Source organism: Parabacteroides vesiculifaciens, assembly GCF_049860805.1.
Classification (GTDB): Bacteria; Bacteroidota; Bacteroidia; order Bacteroidales; family Tannerellaceae; genus Parabacteroides.
Genome location: NZ_CP187555.1, coordinates 3716519 through 3734244 on the forward strand (window position 1 = coordinate 3716519; position 17726 = coordinate 3734244).

The following is a 17726-nucleotide window of genomic DNA, read 5'->3' on the forward strand; positions in this document are numbered from 1 at the left end:
ATGATTTGGAAACAAAGACAGTGCTAAAACAGTTGAATCTGTCCATAGTGCACAATAAACGCAAAACGGGTACATGATAAACTTGTCATGTACCCAAAAAGCCGAAAACGGGTACATGATAAACTTGTCATGTACCCAAAAAGCCGAAAACGGGTACATGATAAACTTATCATATATCTGCAAAACATAAAAAGGAGGTATCGATATGGCAAATCCCAGATTACCCAATATAACAGAGGCGGAACAGGGGCTCCTGTATGAGAAATTGAATATTTATAACCAAGGGAAAGCCTCGTATAAGGAGGCGGGGTGCTATCTTGTGGTTTTACCGAGGGAAGGGCATCCGAACTACAGCCTGTGGTTCTATACGCCTCTGCTCGACAAGCGATGCATCCTGTTTATCGAAGACTTGAAAGCGGACATTATCCAGTCGCTGCGCATCGTCACTTCCGAATTGTGGTATGCCAACCGCCAGATCTTAGTCACGGACTACAACGAGAAAAGGATGTCGACACACGGGGACGATCTGATCGCTTTCGGCAAATACCGCGGACATTTCCTGTATGAAATCTTGCGGATAGATCCGGGCTACGTGAACTGGATCGCGCATAAATATACGCCGACGATCCCCAAACAGGAACGTTTTGTCAAAATGGCACAAGCCTACAACTGCGTCTACTTAGACAAGATGCTTAAAAAGAAATACCAGCCACGCCCCACCAGCCGTTTCTTAGGTAAAAAGGGGGATAAACTGACCGATCTCACCCTGAAAATAACCAAAGTACGGGTGGAAGACGACCCGTACAGGACCCATGTCATCGGGACGACTCCGGTCTTCTTCGTCCGCCAGCGCCTGACCGCCATAGATGCGAGCGGCAACCTGGTCAACTTGACCTTTGCCTCCGGCAATCCCAGTCATGTCTCCGGGCAGCTGCCCTCCCTGGAACATGCCTACCGGCCGGGTGAAGTGCTGCATATTTCTTCGGCACGTATCGCTGCGACGTTTGAGAATTACGGCATACAGTACACGCGACTGAATTATGTCAAGATTGGAAAATAATCCCTACCTTTGTCTCCTCGAAAAAGGACAGCAAGATGAAAATAGTCGCCGACAATACCGTTCCTTACCTGAAAGGAATCGCAGAACCGATTGCAGAGGTAAAATATCTCACTTCCAAAGAGTTTACACCGGAAAACGTACAGGATGCAGACGCACTGATCGTGCGGAGCATAGACAAATGCACGCGCGAGCTGCTGGAAGGAAGCCGGGTGAAGTTGATTATCAGCGCCACGATAGGCTTCGACCATATCGACACCCGGTATTGCGGCGAGGCAGGTATCACCTGGAAGAACTCGCCGGGATGCAATGCCGTTTCGGTTGCCCAATATGTACTTGCCGGGTTGATCACGATTGCGCTCCGCAAGGGAGAAGCACTACAGGGGAAGACAATCGGGATCGTCGGAGTCGGCCATGTCGGGAAAGAGGTGGAGAAGTTATGCACGGCCTACGGGATAAACGTGCTTCGCAATGACCCGCCGCGTGCGGAAGCGGAAGGAGAAGAAGGTTTCGTCTCGCTGGACACGATCGCCGAACAAGCCGACATTGTCACTTTTCACACGCCGCTAACGAAGGAAGGCCGATTTGCCACCCGCCACCTGGCTGGAGAGGACTTCTTCTGCAAACTCCAACGGACCCCCTGGTTCATCAACGCATCCCGGGGAGCTGTCCATGACACGGACGCTCTATTGCGTGCCCGGAGAGAAGGCAAGATCGGCGAACTGATCTTAGACTGCTGGGAAAACGAACCGGACATAAACCGTGAATTACTGGGACTGGCCACGATAGCGACTCCGCATATCGCCGGATTTTCGGCAGACGGAAAAGCCAACGGGACGCGTATGTGCCTGAAAAACATCGAAAGATTCTTCCGGGTGAAGATCGACAAGATCGATGAAGTGGTTCCGCCGGCACCCGTAAACCCGATTATCGACCTGGACCGGTTCGATGGGAAACGGATTGAACAGGCGATCCTGACCAGCTTTAATCCGCTTGCCGTGGACCGGGCGCTGCGGGAGAACCCCGACAAGTTCGAATGGTTCCGGGCAAACTACCATCATCCGCGGGAATACCAGGCATACACGATCGTCCATGCAACTCCGGAAGAAGCCGGACTGCTCCAAAAATTAGGATTCGGGATTCAACAATAACACAAACAAAACGGAACAATGGCAAAAGACAAACTCGTTTCACCCAGCTTCTGCTATATCTTGGCAGCCAACTTTTTGCTGTTCTTTGCATTCTATCTGATATTGCCGGTCCTGCCGTTTTACCTGCAGGACCGGTTCGATGCGGATAAATCGATGATCGGTTTTATCCTGTCGTGCTATACCATAGCCGCCCTCTGCATCCGTCCGTTCTCCGGGTATCTGCTGGACACATTCGCCAGACGGCCGTTGTATCTCTTAGCCTATTCCGTTTTCATGGTCATCTTTGCCGGATATATGATCGCCAGCCTGCTGAGCATCTTTATCGTGCTCCGTATCCTGCACGGCTTCGCCTTCGGCATGGTGACGGTGTCGGGCAATACGATCGTGATCGACATCCTGCCCTCCTCCCGACGCGGCGAGGGGATCGGTTATTATGGGCTGGCAAACAATACGGCCATGAGTTTCGGGCCGATGACCGGATTGTTCATGCACACTAACTTCTCCTACGAAACGATTTTCGCCTGCTCGCTCCTCTCCTGCTTCCTCGGCTTCCTCATGGCCTATCTGGTGAAAACGCCTCAGAAGCAACCGGTAAAGAAGGAACCGATCTCGCTGGACCGTTTCTTTTTGGTGAAAGGGACCTGGGCGGGCATCTCTTTGCTGCTGCTCTCCATCCCCTACGGCATGACGACCACATACGTGGCCATGTATGCCGATGAGATCGGGATTTCCGTCAATTCAGGACTCTATTTCACCTTTATGGCGATCGGACTTGCTGTCTCGCGCATGTTCTCCGGGCGGCAGGTCGACAAAGGAAGGATTACGCTCGTTATCTCGTTGGGAATGTACCTTGCCGCCGCCAGCTTCTTCGGACTGGCAGCACTGGAAAGGCTGATGCGGTGGAACCCGGTCTTTACGTCCTATTTATATATCGGGATCGCCCTCTCGCAAGGGATTGCGTTCGGAACCATGTTCCCGGCTTTCAACACCCTGTTCGTGAACCTGGCTCCCAACAGCCAGCGGGGAACGGCGACCTCCACCTATCTGACCAGTTGGGATGTGGGGATCGGTATCGGGCTGATGATAGGCGGTAGTATTGCGCAGGCTTTCGGCGGGTTCAACCATGCTTACCTGTTCGGGGCGTGCCTGACTATTCTTTCGACGCTGTTCTTTTTATTGAAAGCAGGTCCTCATTTCAACCGGAATAAACTGAGATAGATGTTCGCTCTTTATTCCCGGCCAAAGCTCTCTATATAATCGCATAAATTGGCAATGCCTCCTTCCTTACGGATTTGTTCGCCCAACGCGGCGGCATTTTCCTTATAGAGGGGGTTGGACACCAGGTCGCCGATCTTCCGGTCGAGTTCCTGTTCCGTCACCTTGGATATCTTCACCCTTTCCGGCCCCAGGCCCGACTGGCTGACACGATAGGCCCAATAGGGCTGGTCGATGATAAGCGGCGTTATCAATTGAGGCTTACCCGCACGCGCCGCACTATGGGTTGTTCCGCTCCCGCCGTGATGGATGACAGCGTCGCAATGGGGGAAAATAAGGAAATGGGGAATCGGGTGTTGCATCAGATACAGATGTTCGTCCGCCTGCATGGAAGCTCCCGTTTTTGCCCAGCCCGAACCGACCACGAGCCGGTAGTCACGCCGTTTACAAACTTTCAGCAGCATTTCGCAGAACCGGTTCCGATCCTCCGTACTGCAACTGCCCAACGTGAAGAACAGGACAGGCGTACCGGCACTTTTTATAAAAGAGATGAGTTCCTGATACGCATGCTCATCATATTCGAACGTATCGTTAAAACAATACCCGCCGATCTTCCAGCGGAATTTACGGTCCCATTCGGGGTCCGTCTGCCCCAGGTACTGGCTATACATCATATAATTGTATGCCGACTGTGACGCGTCGTTCCCGAAATTTTTTATCGGGGGAAGTCCATATTGCAGCCGGTTCCGGTTGACCGTCTTTTTGGCTGTAAAATTAGACATCCGGTTCATCAGGAACCACAAGAAGCGGGGCTGGATGATCGGGTTCGGTTTTGGGAAAGGCAGTACGGCAGGCGGTATCTTGTTTCCGGGCAAAAAAGGAGCGTAAGCGGTCCGGATAACCGGCTTATGGCAATACCCGGCAACGCTGGTAGCGGCAAACTCGGTATTGGTGGCCACCAGGATGTCATGCTCCTGCAACAAAGGGATCAATTGGTCGAACTGTGCCCCGATCGTGTCGCGGGTCCATTGCAGGACCTTGCCAACGCTTTTCGACTCCTTCGCCACATCCGCCATCAGTCCGCTTATATCGTCAAACTTCTGCAAGACATAATTCAGCCGATAGCTTTTGGCAGTTTCCTCAAAAATACGGGGCAAGTTAACCGTCACCTCATGCCCACGGTCCACCAACTCGCGGGCAACACCCAGATAAGGAAGCACATCACCTTGCGATCCCCTTGTAACCAGTAGTATTTTCATTGCGTTGCTCTTTTTTGGTCCTTGCCTTCCGTTTGAATAGCCAACGGATCCAAAAGGCAAGGAAGCCCAATAACATACTCATCAACATAATGAGACAAAGAACGGGTTTATCTCTCTGTCAATCAATATCCATCTTTACGATTCATCATTCAAATTTTAATATTTTTAAATGTCGCGTCTTAGCTGTTGCGGTATTCCAGCGGCGACATTCCCACATAGCGGCGAAAATACTTGTCGAAGAAAGCCACATTACTGTAGCCCAGTCCGATAGAGATTTCCTTTATCGGAAGATTCGTGGATTTCAGTTGCGCCTTGGCGTCCATTATCACCACATTGGCAATGATATCGAGCGCCGTCATCCCGGTCGTCTTTTTGATCACGTAGCAAAAATGAGGCAAGGTGATCCGCAACTTTCCGGCATAGAAAGAGGCGCTACGCTCTTTCGTATAATATTGCCAGACAAGCTGCACGAACTCGCGGGCAATTTCCTTGTCACGACTCAGGACCGGTTCTTTCCAGGTATTGAACTTCCTGTACATATTGATCACTCCCTGGATCAGCAGGTCGAGAATCGGTTTCAGGCTGTCGGTAAAGAGGATAGAGTCCGGATCGTTGTCGGCCCGCACCAGCAGGGAGAAAAAGTCTTTGTAGATAGCCGCCGCATTATCGGGCAAAGGCACTACCGGATTCTCGATGATCGTAACGATCAGATTGGAGATCGTGCGGATAAAGTTGATACTTTCGAGGAAACGGGAAGAAAAGGCGACGAAGCAGACCTCCGCATCGTCCGATACCTCATGAATCTGGATAAAAGTATTGGGAAGCAAGGTTATAAAATCGTTTGCCTGTGCCGTATGTTCATCCAGGTTTATCGTCACACGGATCGTCCCCCGCGTGCAAAAGGCAAACACGCCCGCTTTTATCTTACAGGGGAAAAGCCCGTACATATTCAGGATATCGCCCGTAATACCATCGCCTACAATAAAATCCTTCGGGATATCGAATTTAGGCAAGTCAACGTCTATCTTCATAAAACATCGTTTTGTTGTTTCAAAAGTAGCAAAATATGCTTATCCAACCTAACAATCTTAAAAATAGAATATTTATTCCCAAACATGGAGATTGTTTGATTCAAACTTAAGCCTGTTCTTTGTATCATCATATAATATGACTAAAAGCAAAATATATGAACAGAAAATCAGTATGCAGTTTCCTTTACGCCATGATGCTGGCTATCCTCTTGATATCCTGTAATGACGATGATGATCATGACGCTCTTGCCCCGTCGGAATTGAACGGGACCTACTCCAACAAGCTAAGTGCGCCAGCCAACGAAGATTCCCTTATTTTGAGCTACAACGGGAATACATGTATCGGAAAAGATGTGGAATTCAAGACGGATGACGGGAAAACCGCCGATATTATTCTTAAATATGTACTACCGCACGATAAAGAAACGGCAATAACCGCGATTCCTCTGACAGCGGGAACCGGCAGCTATTCCTTCAGCGGCAACGCGACTGCTTCGACCGGCACGGTGTTCCGTTACCAGGGTAGCATACAGGCCGGAAGACTGGTACTGGAACTGTCGGACATCACGATTCCGGAGAACCGGCTGGCGACGAACAGGACCTGGTTTGTCGCCCACGGAAATGCCTCTTATTATGATGTAGACAACGGCAGTATGCAGACGATGATCGGAATGCTGTATAACTTAGTAGGCGGCAAGCTGGTCAGCAACCTGATCAGTTCGGTGTTGGACGACCTGAGCTTCCAGGCGGACGGCAACATTATCGCCCGCTATGCTCCCCTGCCAGATTCGGTCCGGATAGGAAATCTGATAGGCAGCTATGTCAAACATTCCACGAACGACTGGATCGCTTCGCCTCCCAACCTGGCGGCTTATTACGTGGAAGACAATACATCTTTATATGTAATCCCGCAGATCGACATGATCATCCGCCAGGTGATGATAAACAAACAGACAAAAGCCGGCTCCGGGGATAGCTCAATGGAAGATGCGCTCCTTGCAGCCTACAGGAAGATCAATACCTGGTCTACAACCGGTATCAAAATGACGATCCGCGAGAGCGAGGAACCGGCAAAAGGCGATCTTATCCTGATCCTCGACAAATCGGAAATACAAGAACTCTTCGCCCTGCTGGATATCGTGAAAGTCTTTATCCCGGAAGAGACGCTGAACACACCTGTCATGGATCTGCTCGGCGACCTGATCCCGCCCCAGTTCGCAGGTATCGCGGGCATACTTCTGAAAGGAAAAACGCTCGGCGCGATCTTAGACCAGCTGAGCCAGGAGCTGAACACTATTCCTATCGAGATCGGCATCTATTTATATAAGGACAAACCTGTCAACTAAAAGCAATTCGCATGAGAAAGCTATATATCCTGATTTTTACCCTGCTGCTCTTCACGGGAGCTACTTTCGGACAAACGGTGAAAGGACACGTCTATGACGCAGAAACCCATGAACCGCTGCCGGGTGTCAACATCACCTACAAGAAAATAAACGGAGACACGAACGGAACCATATCGGATGCCGACGGAGCCTACGAAATCTCCCTGCCGGACGGCGGGATCGACCTCCTGTTCAGTTACATCGGGTACGAGAACGAACAACTCCCGCTGATACTCCGCAAAGGGGACATCAAAACAAAAGATGTCTATATGCACATCAAAGCCAACCTGCTGGGCGACGTGGTGGTCAGTGCCGGACGCTTCGAGCAGAAACTAAGCGATGTCACCGTTTCGATGGACCTGTTGAAAGCGGGCGATATCGCCAAACAGGCCCCTACCGACCTGAGTTCGACACTGAACACGATGCCGGGCGTGGATATCAACGACAAACAACCCTCCATCCGCGGCGGAAACGGATGGACGTACGGTGTCGGTTCGCGCAGCCTCGTGCTGGTGGACGGCATGAGCGCTTTGAGTTCGGGCAACGGGGTGATCAACTGGAACATCGTCCCGCTCGAAAACATCGAGCAGGTAGAGGTGATGAAAGGCGCTTCGTCCGTGCTTTACGGTTCGTCGGCCCTGAACGGGGTGATCAACATCCGCACGAAACGGCCGGGACTCACGCCGACCACAAGCGCCCGCGCATACGTCGGGATCTACGACCATCCGGCCCATGACGAATACGAAGGGGCGGATATCTCGCACGCACGGCGGATCGGGAACTTCGACGTGTCGGGAGGGCTCAACCTGTTTTCCGATGACGGGTACCGCCAGCAGGGATACAACCGGCGCCTGCGGTTCGGAGGCAATATGACGTACCACCACACGATGAAAGAGGGAAAGCTCCTGAACTACGGGTTCAACTTCAACTACCTGGCCGACAAATATGCCGATTTCTTCATCTGGCGTTCGCCGGTAGAAATCTACCAACCGTCATCCATCGCCAATATGGGGCGCAAGGGGAACACCTTCTATATCGACCCGTTCTTCAACTTTACCAATCCGAACAACAACACCTCGCATAAGATCAAAACCCGTTTCTATTACCGGGGTGACAACATCATCGACGGAAGTTCCAGCCGCAAGTCGCTCGACGACATCTTAGGTAATATGGGAAGCGATGCCGCCACGGTCAACGCTTATATCGACAACATCAAGAACGGAGACTACAGCCCGTTTTTCCCGCTGATCCAGCCGATACTGCAAGGCGACCTGAACGGGATCGTAGACGGGGCCGTCAACATTCTGAACGGGGTATTCCCGACCGCCACGACTGCCGATTACTGCGACCTGATCTCCTGGGTGATGAACAACAACAAGGAGAATGTACCCAAAGGAACGGACAAGAACTACACCTACTATGTAGACTACCAGTTCAATAAGAAATGGGACAGCGGAAGCCAGATCACCGCCGGGGCTACCTACGAACACATGAAAAGCGCTTCGGAAACGACCGGAACGCACGACAGCGACAATGCCGCCCTGTTCGTCCAGTACGACCAGCGTTTCTTCAACCGCCTGAGCGTCTCGGCCGGTATGCGTGCCGAATACTACCGGGTGGACAACTACTTGCGGGAGGCGGACACCAAACTGTTCGGGACCCGGATTCCGGTAAAACCGATCTTCCGTGCCGGACTAAACTACCAGCTTGCCGACTACAGCTTTATCCGTGCCAGCTTCGGGCAGGGCTACCGCTATCCTTCGCTGACCGAGAAATATGCCCGCAAGGACATCGGCGGTGTCGGCGTCTACCCGAACAGCGAAGTGCAGGCAGAGAAAGGCGTGAACGCCGAACTGGGTTTCAAACAGGGATATAAGTTCGGCAATCTGATGGGATTCTTCGATGCGGCGGGATTCTACACCCAGTACACCGACATGATCGAATTCCGCTTCGGTATCTTCAACAATACGACATTCCAGTACATAAACGGTACGCGTGACCTTCTGAGCATGATCACCCAAGGCCAGATGCCGGGATTCGGCGCCCAGTTCTATAACGTGTCGAAAGCGCGTATCTACGGGGCGGAAATCAGTACGAACGGCGTTTACACGTTCAACCCGAACGCCACACTAAGCTACAACTTAGGGTATGTATTCATCGAGCCGGAAGATGCCGGCTACAAGAAAAAGAACGAGGAAGAAGCGGCCTACGACGACCCGATGCGCATGAAAGAGAAGTCCAACACATCCAAATACCTGAAGTACCGCCAGAAGCACACCGTGAAAGCCGTCCTCGACTTCCAGTGGAAACGGCTGACGCTGGGAACCAATATCGTCTGGAAAAGCAAGACGCTGGCCGTCGATTACCTGATGGTGGACGAGCGGGCAAAAGAGCAGCCGGAAATCATGGATTATGTGCGCGACATCCTCTTCGGCAACGTGAACGGGCAAACACTCCATTCCTATTGGGCGAAGAACAACACGCCCTATTGCGTGGTCGACTTGCGTGCAGGCGTGAAGATCACGAAGGAGCTGTCTTTCCAGTTCATGGTGAACAACTTGTTCAACAAGGAATACAGTACACGCCCGATGCTCGTCTCGGCACCCCGCACCTACGTCATGCAGCTGAGCGCGAATTTCTGATACGATCAGATACGGGCAGTAAGCAAATCTTCTATGACTTTAGGATAATGGGCGTATTCGAGTGCGTGCACTTTCATGGCGACCTCTTCGGGTGTATCGGTCGGAAGGACGGGGCATTTTGCCTGGAAGATCGTCGTCCCCTCGTCGTAATGCTCGTCTATATAATGGATGGTAATGCCGGTCTCCTTTTCACCGGCGGCAACGACCGCCTCATGCACATGCATCCCGTACATGCCTTTGCCGCCGTATTTGGGCAGAAGGGCGGGATGGATATTGATGATTTTACCCGGATAGGCATTTAGCAGTGTATCGGAGATTTTATTCATGAAGCCGGCAAGGACGATCAGGTCCGTATCGTACTCGGCAAGTTTCGCCAGGATAGGCCCCCCGTCTGCAAAATCTTCCCTCGAAAAGACAAAAGAAGGAACTCCCAACTTGTTTACGCGGGCATGCACGCCTACATTCCGGTTGTTAGACAAAACAACCGCCACTTTAATATTTTCACTTTTAGAGAAATATCGGGCGATATTCTCCGCGTTCGTACCCGATCCGGAGGCAAAAATTGCTACGTTTTTCATGTTTTCCCCTGTTTTTGTGCACAAGAAAAGAAAAAATGTGCAGTTTTCCGCATTTTTAGCTCATTAAATTTGTTTTGTAACATAAAAAATTCTTTTCTTTGCACTGCAAATTTAAAAAGTATATTCGTATTTATTAATCTAAATTGAAAAAGTTATGTCTGAAGTTGCTGAAAGAGTAAAAGCTATCATCGTTGACAAATTAAGTGTTGAAGAAACAGAAGTTACAAACGAAGCAAGCTTTACTAACGATTTAGGGGCAGACTCTCTTGACACTGTAGAACTGATTATGGAATTCGAAAAAGAATTCGGTATTTCTATTCCTGATGATCAAGCAGAAAAGATTACAACTGTAGGCGACGCCATTGCTTACATCGAAGCTAACGCGAAGTAATCAATCCTTTTAATTAAAGGTATGGAATTAAAAAGAGTTGTGGTAACAGGTCTTGGAGCTATTACTCCTCTTGGTAATACTCTTCCGGAAACATGGGAAGGTATTATCAATGGGAAGAGTGGAGCCGGGCCTATTACTCAGTTTGATGCATCCAAATTCAAGACACAATTTGCATGCGAAGTAAAAGGCTTCGACCCGTTGACAGTAATGGATCGCAAGGAAGCCCGCAAGTGTGACCGTTATAGTTTATTCGCAATAAATGCCGCAAAACAAGCGATTGACGACGCAGCTATGGACTTGGACAAGGAAGACAAGAACCGTATCGGCGTTATCTTTGCCTCTGGTATCGGTGGCATCAAGACTTTCGACGAAGAAGTATTGGGATATGCAAAGATCAAAGACACGATCGGCCCGAAGTTCAATCCGTTCTTCATCCCGAAGATGATTTCCGATATCGCAGCCGGACATATCTCCATGCTTTACGGATTCCACGGTCCCAACTTTGCGACAGTATCAGCTTGTGCATCTTCTACCAACGCGATCAGTGACGCGTTCAACTATATTCGTCTGGGAAAAGCAAACGTGATCATAACCGGTGGTGCCGAAGCAGCTATTTCGGAATCAGGTGTTGGCGGGTTCAACTCGATGAACGCACTGTCGACCCGCAACGATTCGCCCGAAACCGCTTCCCGCCCGTTCAGCGCAAGCCGTGACGGATTCGTGATGGGAGAAGGCGGAGCCTGTCTGGTCCTGGAAGAAATGGAACACGCTTTGGCTCGCGGAGCTAAAATATATTGCGAGATTGCCGGAACCGGTATGTCTGCCGATGCTTACCACCTGACCGCTTCCCATCCGGACGGATTAGGAGCCAAGTTGGTTATGCGTAACGCACTGGAAGATGCCGAAATGACTCCGGAAGACATCGATTACATCAATGTTCACGGAACCTCTACCCCGGTAGGAGATATCTCGGAAGTAAAAGCGATCAAGGAAGTTTTCGGAGATCACGCTTACAACCTGAATATCAGTTCGACGAAATCAATGATCGGACACCTGTTGGGTGCAGCCGGAGCAATCGAAGCAATCCTCTGCATCAAGGCTATAAACGACGGTATCATCCCTCCGACAATCAATCATGCGGATGGCGACGATGATCCTGAAATAGATTATAAACTGAATTTCACATTCAATAAAGCTCAAAAAAGAGAAGTACGGGCAGCGCTCTCCAACACCTTCGGGTTCGGTGGCCACAATGCTTGTGCTATTGTTAAAAAATTTGTGAAGTAACGTGTTTACAAAACTATACAAAAGAATAAGGCTCCTCAAGAACATGGGTAAGGAGCCTTATTCTTCTTTATATAAGATACTCGGTTTTTATCCCGATAACATCCACGTTTATGAACAAGCCTTCCTCCACAAATCCTCTTCCGTAGAAAGCGGTGACGGCAGATGGCTGAACAACGAACGGTTGGAGTTCTTGGGCGATGCCATATTGGATGCTGTCGTAGCCGATATCGTTTACAAACACTTCCAAAACAAGCGGGAAGGTTTTCTGACCAACACCCGCTCCAAAATCGTACAGCGCGAGACGATGAACCGCGTTGCCGTCGAACTGGGACTCGACAAGATGGTCATATACTCCGCCAAATTAAGTTCCCACAACAACCATATGTATGGAAACGCCCTCGAAGCATTGATCGGTGCGATCTACTTGGACCAGGGCTACGAGGTTTGCTATAACTTCATCCAGAATGTGCTCATCAAGAAATATGTAAACTTGGAAACGATCGCCCGCAAAGAGGTCAACTTCAAGTCGAGTCTGATCGAATGGAGCCAGAAGAACAAGCTCGAAATATCGTTCGACCTGATCGAATCTTTTACCGATAACGACGGAAACCCGGTATTCCAGACAGGTGTGACACTTTCCGACACGCAGATCGGCGTAGGCATCGGTTATTCGAAGAAGGAATCCCAGCAAAGCGCCGCCAAGATGGCGATCAAAAAACTGCGGACCGACAAAACATTCCAGCAATTCATCTCAGAACTCAAGAAGAAGAAAACCGGCGAAAACACAGCCGATAACGAGTTCGAGGATCTCCCCGAAGAAGCCGTAGAAAGCAATAGCCAGGAAACGGCAGAGCCGGAAATCGCAGGCACGGAAAAAAGAAAAGCGGAAACAAGCATGAAAGCCATCCCCGCCGAAACCTAATTTTCAATTTCCCATTTTCAATTTTTAATTTCCAAACGATATTCCCATACGTTTTCCCTGGACAATCAGATCATGTTCGGGAGTTACCAGTTTTAGCTTACCGGCCACTTCCGAGAGGGGTACCGACTCGACATCATTACCTTTCATGCAGACCATACGCCCGAATTGTCCGTTTGCGATCAGCTCCGTTGCATGTCCGCCCAAGCGGGTAGCCAGGTTGCGGTCGAAGGGGGAAGGATTGCCTCCACGCTGGATATATCCCAAGACGGTATCGCGGGTTTCGATCCCAGTCGCCCTCTCGATGGCACTTGTCACATAAACAGAGGGACGCTCCTTGTCCGGCGTTCCGATCCCTTCGGCTACCACGACGATGGAATAAGGTTTGCCCCGGCGGGCTCGGTCCAGGATCACTTCATTGATCCGATCCATGTTAAAGCCCAGTTCGGGCAGCAAGATCACATCGGCGCCTCCGGCCATCCCGGCATAGAGCGCGATCCAGCCGGCGTGGTGTCCCATCACCTCTACCACCATCACCCGTTTGTGCGAGCTGGCGGTCGAATGCAGGCGGTCGATCGCTTCGGTGGCAATGTTGACGGCCGTATCGAAACCGAACGTTATGTCCGTTCCCCAAATATCATTATCGATTGTCTTCGGTACGCCGATCACATTCAAACCCATCGCCGAGAGCATGCCAGCAGTTTTCTGCGTCCCGTTGCCGCCGATGCAGACGAGGCAGTCCAGGCCGAGTTCTTCATAATTCTGCCTGATGAGCTGCGGTTTCTCGCTTTCACCGGAGGCTAAGAGTTTACGGAAAGGTTTCTCGCGTGAAGTCCCCAGGATCGTACCGCCCAGGTTCAGGATGCCGGAGAGGCTGCGTTCGTCGAAAGTCTGGACGTCTTTATTCAGCAGACCGACAAAGCCGCTGTGTATGCCGATGACTTCCATGCCATAGTGCATAATGGCCGTTTTACCGACACCGCGTATCGTGGCGTTTATTCCAGGACAATCGCCGCCGGAGGAAAGGATACCTATTTTCATTGTCTTTTGGGATTAAGTACTTGTTGCACAAAGATAAGAAAATTATCGTATCTTTACCGGAAACTTATTACTCGTATGTGTTTTATTCATCTAATTCTATAATATCATGAAAAAGTATCATTTTCCCGGAGTTTTGACTCTTATCGTGTTAATGGCAATCGCCTGTTGTTCGGCTATCACCGCCCAGAAGCCGGATTCCAAGTTTGGAGGCGTACAGATCGGGGCCATCTCCTACAGTTTCCGGAGCATGCCGGACCAATCGTTGGAAGCGACCCTCGATTACTATGTCCAATCGGGCGTCAGCTCTGCCGAACTGATGGGCTACACGGTTGAAAACTACCTGGGGATTCCCCAGACCAAAGACAAAGAGGCTTTGAAGAAATGGCGTCTCTCCGTGCCGATGAGCAAATACAAGGAAGTGCGCAAGATGTTCGCCAAGAAAGGCGTCGGCATCCATATCCTGAAATTGGGCAGCCCGGACTGGTCGGACGAAGAAATCGACTACGCGTTCAAGGCCTGCAAAGCCATCGGCGCCAAAGGTATCACGATGGAAATCTCCGAAAAGGCAGCCAAGCGCATGGCTCCGTTTGCAGAGAAGCATAACCTGTATGTGATCTTCCACAACCACGGACAGCCCCGCGATCCGAAATTCAGTTTCGACGATATCCTCGCATACGGCCCGAAACTGATGCTGAACCTTGACGCCGGACACTATTTCGGTGCAAGCGGCTTGCATCCGAACGGTATCATCGAACGCCTGCACAACCGCATCGTCAGCATACATATTAAAGATAAAACGGCTAAAACCGCTTCCGATCCCGACAAGAACCGTTCTTTCGGCGAAGGCGACACCCCGGTTTACGAGGTCCTGCAACTGATTCGGAAGAACAAATGGCCGATCTACTGCGACATCGAACTGGAATATGAGATCCCACAAGGCTCCGATGCCGTCAAGGAAGTCAGGAAATGCATGGAATACTGCAAAAAAGGACTTGAGAACTGATCTATTTAGCCCGCAAACGAAAAAGAAGTCGTGCGAAAGAAGTATAAATGATGATTTATACTTCTTTCGTCAATAGGAAATTTTAGTGTAGTGATTCTGATTATCTATAATCTATTGTCCATTGTCAATTGTTTACTACATTTGCAAGCAATTCAAACAATAGGAGCATGGATATTCTGACAAATACAATATCACTACTCTTCCGCCCCCGGCAAAAAGAGATCGCAAGGTTTGCGCAGGATGCAGACGCCATTCAGCACAAGCAGTTGAAGTCCCTTTTATCTGCCGCCCGGAGCACCGAGTGGGGCCTGAAATACGACTACAAGAGTATTCAGGGATATGCAGACTTTTGTGAGCGGATTCCCTTGCAGACTTACGACGATCTGAAGCCATACGTCACCCGTATGATAAACGGAGAAAGGAATATCCTCTGGCCTTCGGTCGTGCGGTGGTACGCAAAAAGCAGCGGCACCACAAACGACAAAAGCAAATTCCTTCCCGTCACGCCCGAAATCCTGAAAGGGTGTCATTACAAAGGCGGTTTCGACACCGTTTCCGTCTATCTCCGGAATAATCCCGAAAGCCATTTCTTCGCCAGCAAAGGGTTGATACTTGGCGGAAGCCACAGCCCTTCCCCTTTGAATCACAACGCGCACTGCGGGGACCTCTCGGCCGTCCTGTTGCAGAACCTGAACCCGCTGGTCAACCTGATCCGCGTCCCCAGCAAGAAGATCATCCTGATGGATGAATGGGAAAGCAAGATCAAGGCGATCGTCGAAAGCACCTGGCGGGCCGATGTGAACAGCCTCTCAGGCGTTCCCTCGTGGATGCTGGTGCTAATCAAGGCCGTCTTGCAAAGGGCAGGAAGCGAATGCCTGACAGATGTCTGGCCCAACTTGGAGGTCTTCTTCCACGGCGGGATCAGTTTCGAGCCGTACCGGGACCAATACAAGGCGCTGATTCCTTCGGACCAGATGCATTACATGGAGACTTACAACGCTTCGGAAGGCTTTTTCGGCCTACAGGACGATCCGGCGGAACACAGCCTGTTGATGATGATCGACTACGGCGTCTTCTACGAATTTATCCCGATTAACGAAGTGGGCAGCGAGCACCCGACCGTCCTTCCGTTAGAAGCGGTGGAGGTGGGGAAAAACTATGCGATGGTGATCACGACCTCCGGCGGGTTGTGGCGCTACCAGATCGGCGACACGGTCCGTTTCACCTCCCTTTATCCACACAAGTTCGTGATCTCGGGGCGCACGAAGAACTTTATCAATGCCTTCGGCGAAGAGCTGATGGTCGACAATGCCGACAAGGCGATCAGTAGCGTCTGCCGCCAGACAGGCGCCAAGGTGAAGGAATACACCGCCGCTCCCCTCTTTATGCTGGATAAGGCGAAAGGCCGCCATCAATGGATGATCGAATTTGAAAAAATGCCGCCATCATTAGATGATTTCGCCTCCTTGCTGGACAAGACTCTGCAGCAACTTAACTCCGACTACGAGGCCAAACGCTATAAGGAAATTTCTCTCCAACCGCTGGAAATCCGGGTTGCCCGCGAAGGGACCTTCTACGAATGGCTCCGCCGAAAAGGAAAATTAGGCGGACAGCACAAAATCCCCCGCCTCAGCAATGACCGGACGATGATCGAGGAGCTGATGGCTATCTAAAACCGCCACGAAAGATAGAGTCCGCCGCCATCGGGACTGAGCGTCGGGGCGACGACTAAGCGGTCGCTTCCCTTCATATTGATTTTGCGGGCGATCGCATTGCGGATCGGTAAATAGGTCAGGTAGGCGAGCTCGACGGAGAGGATGCCGAAACCGGCTCCCGCCACCACATCGGCCACCCAATGCCGGTTATTGTACAAGCGCGAACAGGCAACGAAGGTTGCCAACGCGTAGCCGGAATAGGCCAACACCGGACTGCTGTCCTTAAATTCCTTCCAGGCGACGTGCGCCCCTAAGAAAGCATTGGCGGTATGCCCGGAAGGGAACGAGTGGGGACCACCGTCGGGACGTATTTCGCCTACTGTATACTTGACCGTCCGCGTCATGGCGGCATTGAAGCCTTCGGCAATGGCGACCAGGCAAAGCTGGTCCACCCAGTTATGTTTCTCCTTCCCCATCAGGTCGCAGACAAAAACCCAACCTAACATGCCCCATTCCATATAATCGTCGACCCGTATCTTCTTGACGGAATCCTTGCGGGAAAAGAGGTGGAAATCGTTCATTCCGTCGATGGCAGTGCCAATCGCCCCGACCGTTATCAGGGAAGCGGGAAGGATCAGGCTTTTCGGTTTGAATTTATACTCGACGACGGGTATGCGGGATATACTGTCCTGTGCCCCCGCATCAGATACGAGTACGGAAGCTACGCCTTTCTCTATTGTAAACTGGAATAATACCAGCAGGATGCAAATAAAAGATTTCACTAAACACCTTATTGATTTTCGCCCCCAAAGGAACAAAAATCTTCTTACATCACAACTATCGATTTGCTATTTTGGCGTTAAAACTTTTAGTAGCTTATTGATCGTATCGCCTGCAAAAGCGCTTTCATATCGCCAGAAAAAGAACTGCCAGTATCGGCAATCCCCAAAGAGCCGCCAGGCTCTACTTCCGGCCTAAGCTGGTGAGCGTTAAGCGCAGTGACCGGAGTGAGCGCCCGGAGCGTCTGCTGTCTGAGCGAAGCGAGTTTCAGACGCGACAGCGAACGAAGGGAACGGAGTAGCGAAGCAGGTTCGGCCTTGATCTTTTGGTTA

Annotated in this window: 15 protein-coding genes; 10 read left to right on the forward strand and 5 right to left on the reverse strand. The window is 50.8% G+C overall.

The genetic code is table 11. The features are described 5' to 3' along the window. Positions 1-205: 205 nt before the first annotated feature. From ACPYIV_RS14980 to ACPYIV_RS14990, 3 genes are read left to right on the forward strand one after another with little or no spacing between them, the layout of a single operon-like run. A complete protein-coding gene (locus ACPYIV_RS14980; RefSeq protein ID WP_293740035.1) occupies positions 206-1060 on the forward strand; it encodes a hypothetical protein in 855 nt (284 codons plus the stop codon). A 35-nt stretch (positions 1061-1095) separates the two neighbouring features. Continuing rightward, positions 1096-2208, forward strand: a complete 1113-nt coding sequence (pdxB, locus tag ACPYIV_RS14985) for a 4-phosphoerythronate dehydrogenase PdxB (RefSeq protein ID WP_425883781.1) — start codon at positions 1096-1098, stop codon at positions 2206-2208. A gap of 18 nt (positions 2209-2226) precedes the next feature. Next, a complete protein-coding gene (locus ACPYIV_RS14990; RefSeq protein WP_293740037.1) occupies positions 2227-3426 on the forward strand; it encodes an MFS transporter in 1200 nt (399 codons plus the stop codon). Between the two features lie 11 nt (positions 3427-3437). Here ACPYIV_RS14990 and ACPYIV_RS14995 read toward each other — a convergent pair whose 3' ends face one another. Further along, a complete protein-coding gene (locus ACPYIV_RS14995) occupies positions 3438-4682 on the reverse strand; it encodes a glycosyltransferase (RefSeq protein ID WP_293734492.1) in 1245 nt (414 codons plus the stop codon). Positions 4683-4861: 179 nt separating this feature from the next. Further along, positions 4862-5713 carry a helix-turn-helix domain-containing protein gene (locus ACPYIV_RS15000; protein WP_293734491.1) on the reverse strand — a complete coding sequence of 284 codons (852 nt, stop codon included), beginning with the start codon at positions 5711-5713 and terminating at the stop codon, positions 4862-4864. A 155-nt stretch (positions 5714-5868) separates the two neighbouring features. On the opposite strand from ACPYIV_RS15000, the gene ACPYIV_RS15005 reads away from it, so the two are divergent. Together ACPYIV_RS15005 and ACPYIV_RS15010 are read left to right on the forward strand one after the other, a co-directional pair. Next, entirely contained in the window at positions 5869-7059 is a 1191-nt protein-coding gene (locus ACPYIV_RS15005) for a DUF4925 domain-containing protein (RefSeq protein WP_425883784.1), read from the forward strand. An 11-nt stretch (positions 7060-7070) separates the two neighbouring features. Beyond that, entirely contained in the window at positions 7071-9740 is a 2670-nt protein-coding gene (locus ACPYIV_RS15010) for a TonB-dependent receptor (RefSeq protein WP_425883786.1), read from the forward strand. 5 nt (positions 9741-9745) lie between these two features. Here ACPYIV_RS15010 and purN read toward each other — a convergent pair whose 3' ends face one another. After that, the gene (gene purN / locus ACPYIV_RS15015) at positions 9746-10318 is read right to left on the reverse strand and encodes a phosphoribosylglycinamide formyltransferase (protein ID WP_293734488.1); all 573 of its coding nucleotides are present in this window, start codon (positions 10316-10318) and stop codon (positions 9746-9748) included. 154 nt (positions 10319-10472) lie between these two features. On the opposite strand from purN, the gene ACPYIV_RS15020 reads away from it, so the two are divergent. Genes ACPYIV_RS15020 through rnc form a run of 3 tightly spaced genes read left to right on the forward strand, consistent with a single transcriptional unit; the run spans position 10473 to position 12918 of the window. Beyond that, the gene (locus tag ACPYIV_RS15020; protein ID WP_005639879.1) at positions 10473-10709 is read left to right on the forward strand and encodes an acyl carrier protein; all 237 of its coding nucleotides are present in this window, start codon (positions 10473-10475) and stop codon (positions 10707-10709) included. Positions 10710-10730: 21 nt separating this feature from the next. Then, positions 10731-11996 carry a beta-ketoacyl-ACP synthase II gene (gene fabF, locus ACPYIV_RS15025; RefSeq protein ID WP_293733229.1) on the forward strand — a complete coding sequence of 422 codons (1266 nt, stop codon included), beginning with the start codon at positions 10731-10733 and terminating at the stop codon, positions 11994-11996. A 1-nt stretch (position 11997) separates the two neighbouring features. Beyond that, positions 11998-12918, forward strand: coding sequence for a ribonuclease III (gene rnc / locus ACPYIV_RS15030; RefSeq protein WP_299362518.1), 921 nt, complete (start codon positions 11998-12000; stop codon positions 12916-12918). Between the two features lie 24 nt (positions 12919-12942). Here rnc and ACPYIV_RS15035 read toward each other — a convergent pair whose 3' ends face one another. Continuing rightward, complete coding sequence (locus tag ACPYIV_RS15035) at positions 12943-13956, reverse strand: ATP-dependent 6-phosphofructokinase (RefSeq protein WP_293733227.1); 1014 nt, start codon at positions 13954-13956, stop codon at positions 12943-12945. Positions 13957-14062: 106 nt separating this feature from the next. Here ACPYIV_RS15035 and ACPYIV_RS15040 point away from each other — a divergent pair, with 106 nt between their 5' ends. Beyond that, a complete protein-coding gene (locus ACPYIV_RS15040; protein WP_293733226.1) occupies positions 14063-14959 on the forward strand; it encodes a sugar phosphate isomerase/epimerase family protein in 897 nt (298 codons plus the stop codon). Between the two features lie 167 nt (positions 14960-15126). Next, positions 15127-16632 carry a GH3 auxin-responsive promoter family protein gene (locus tag ACPYIV_RS15045; RefSeq protein WP_293740042.1) on the forward strand — a complete coding sequence of 502 codons (1506 nt, stop codon included), beginning with the start codon at positions 15127-15129 and terminating at the stop codon, positions 16630-16632. Here the strand turns inward: ACPYIV_RS15045 and ACPYIV_RS15050 are convergent. Further along, positions 16629-17396 (reverse strand): phosphatase PAP2 family protein, encoded by a 768-nt coding sequence (locus ACPYIV_RS15050; protein ID WP_425883793.1) that lies wholly within the window; start codon positions 17394-17396, stop codon positions 16629-16631. The genes ACPYIV_RS15045 and ACPYIV_RS15050 overlap by 4 nt on opposite strands. Between the last annotated feature and the right edge of the window lie 330 nt (positions 17397-17726).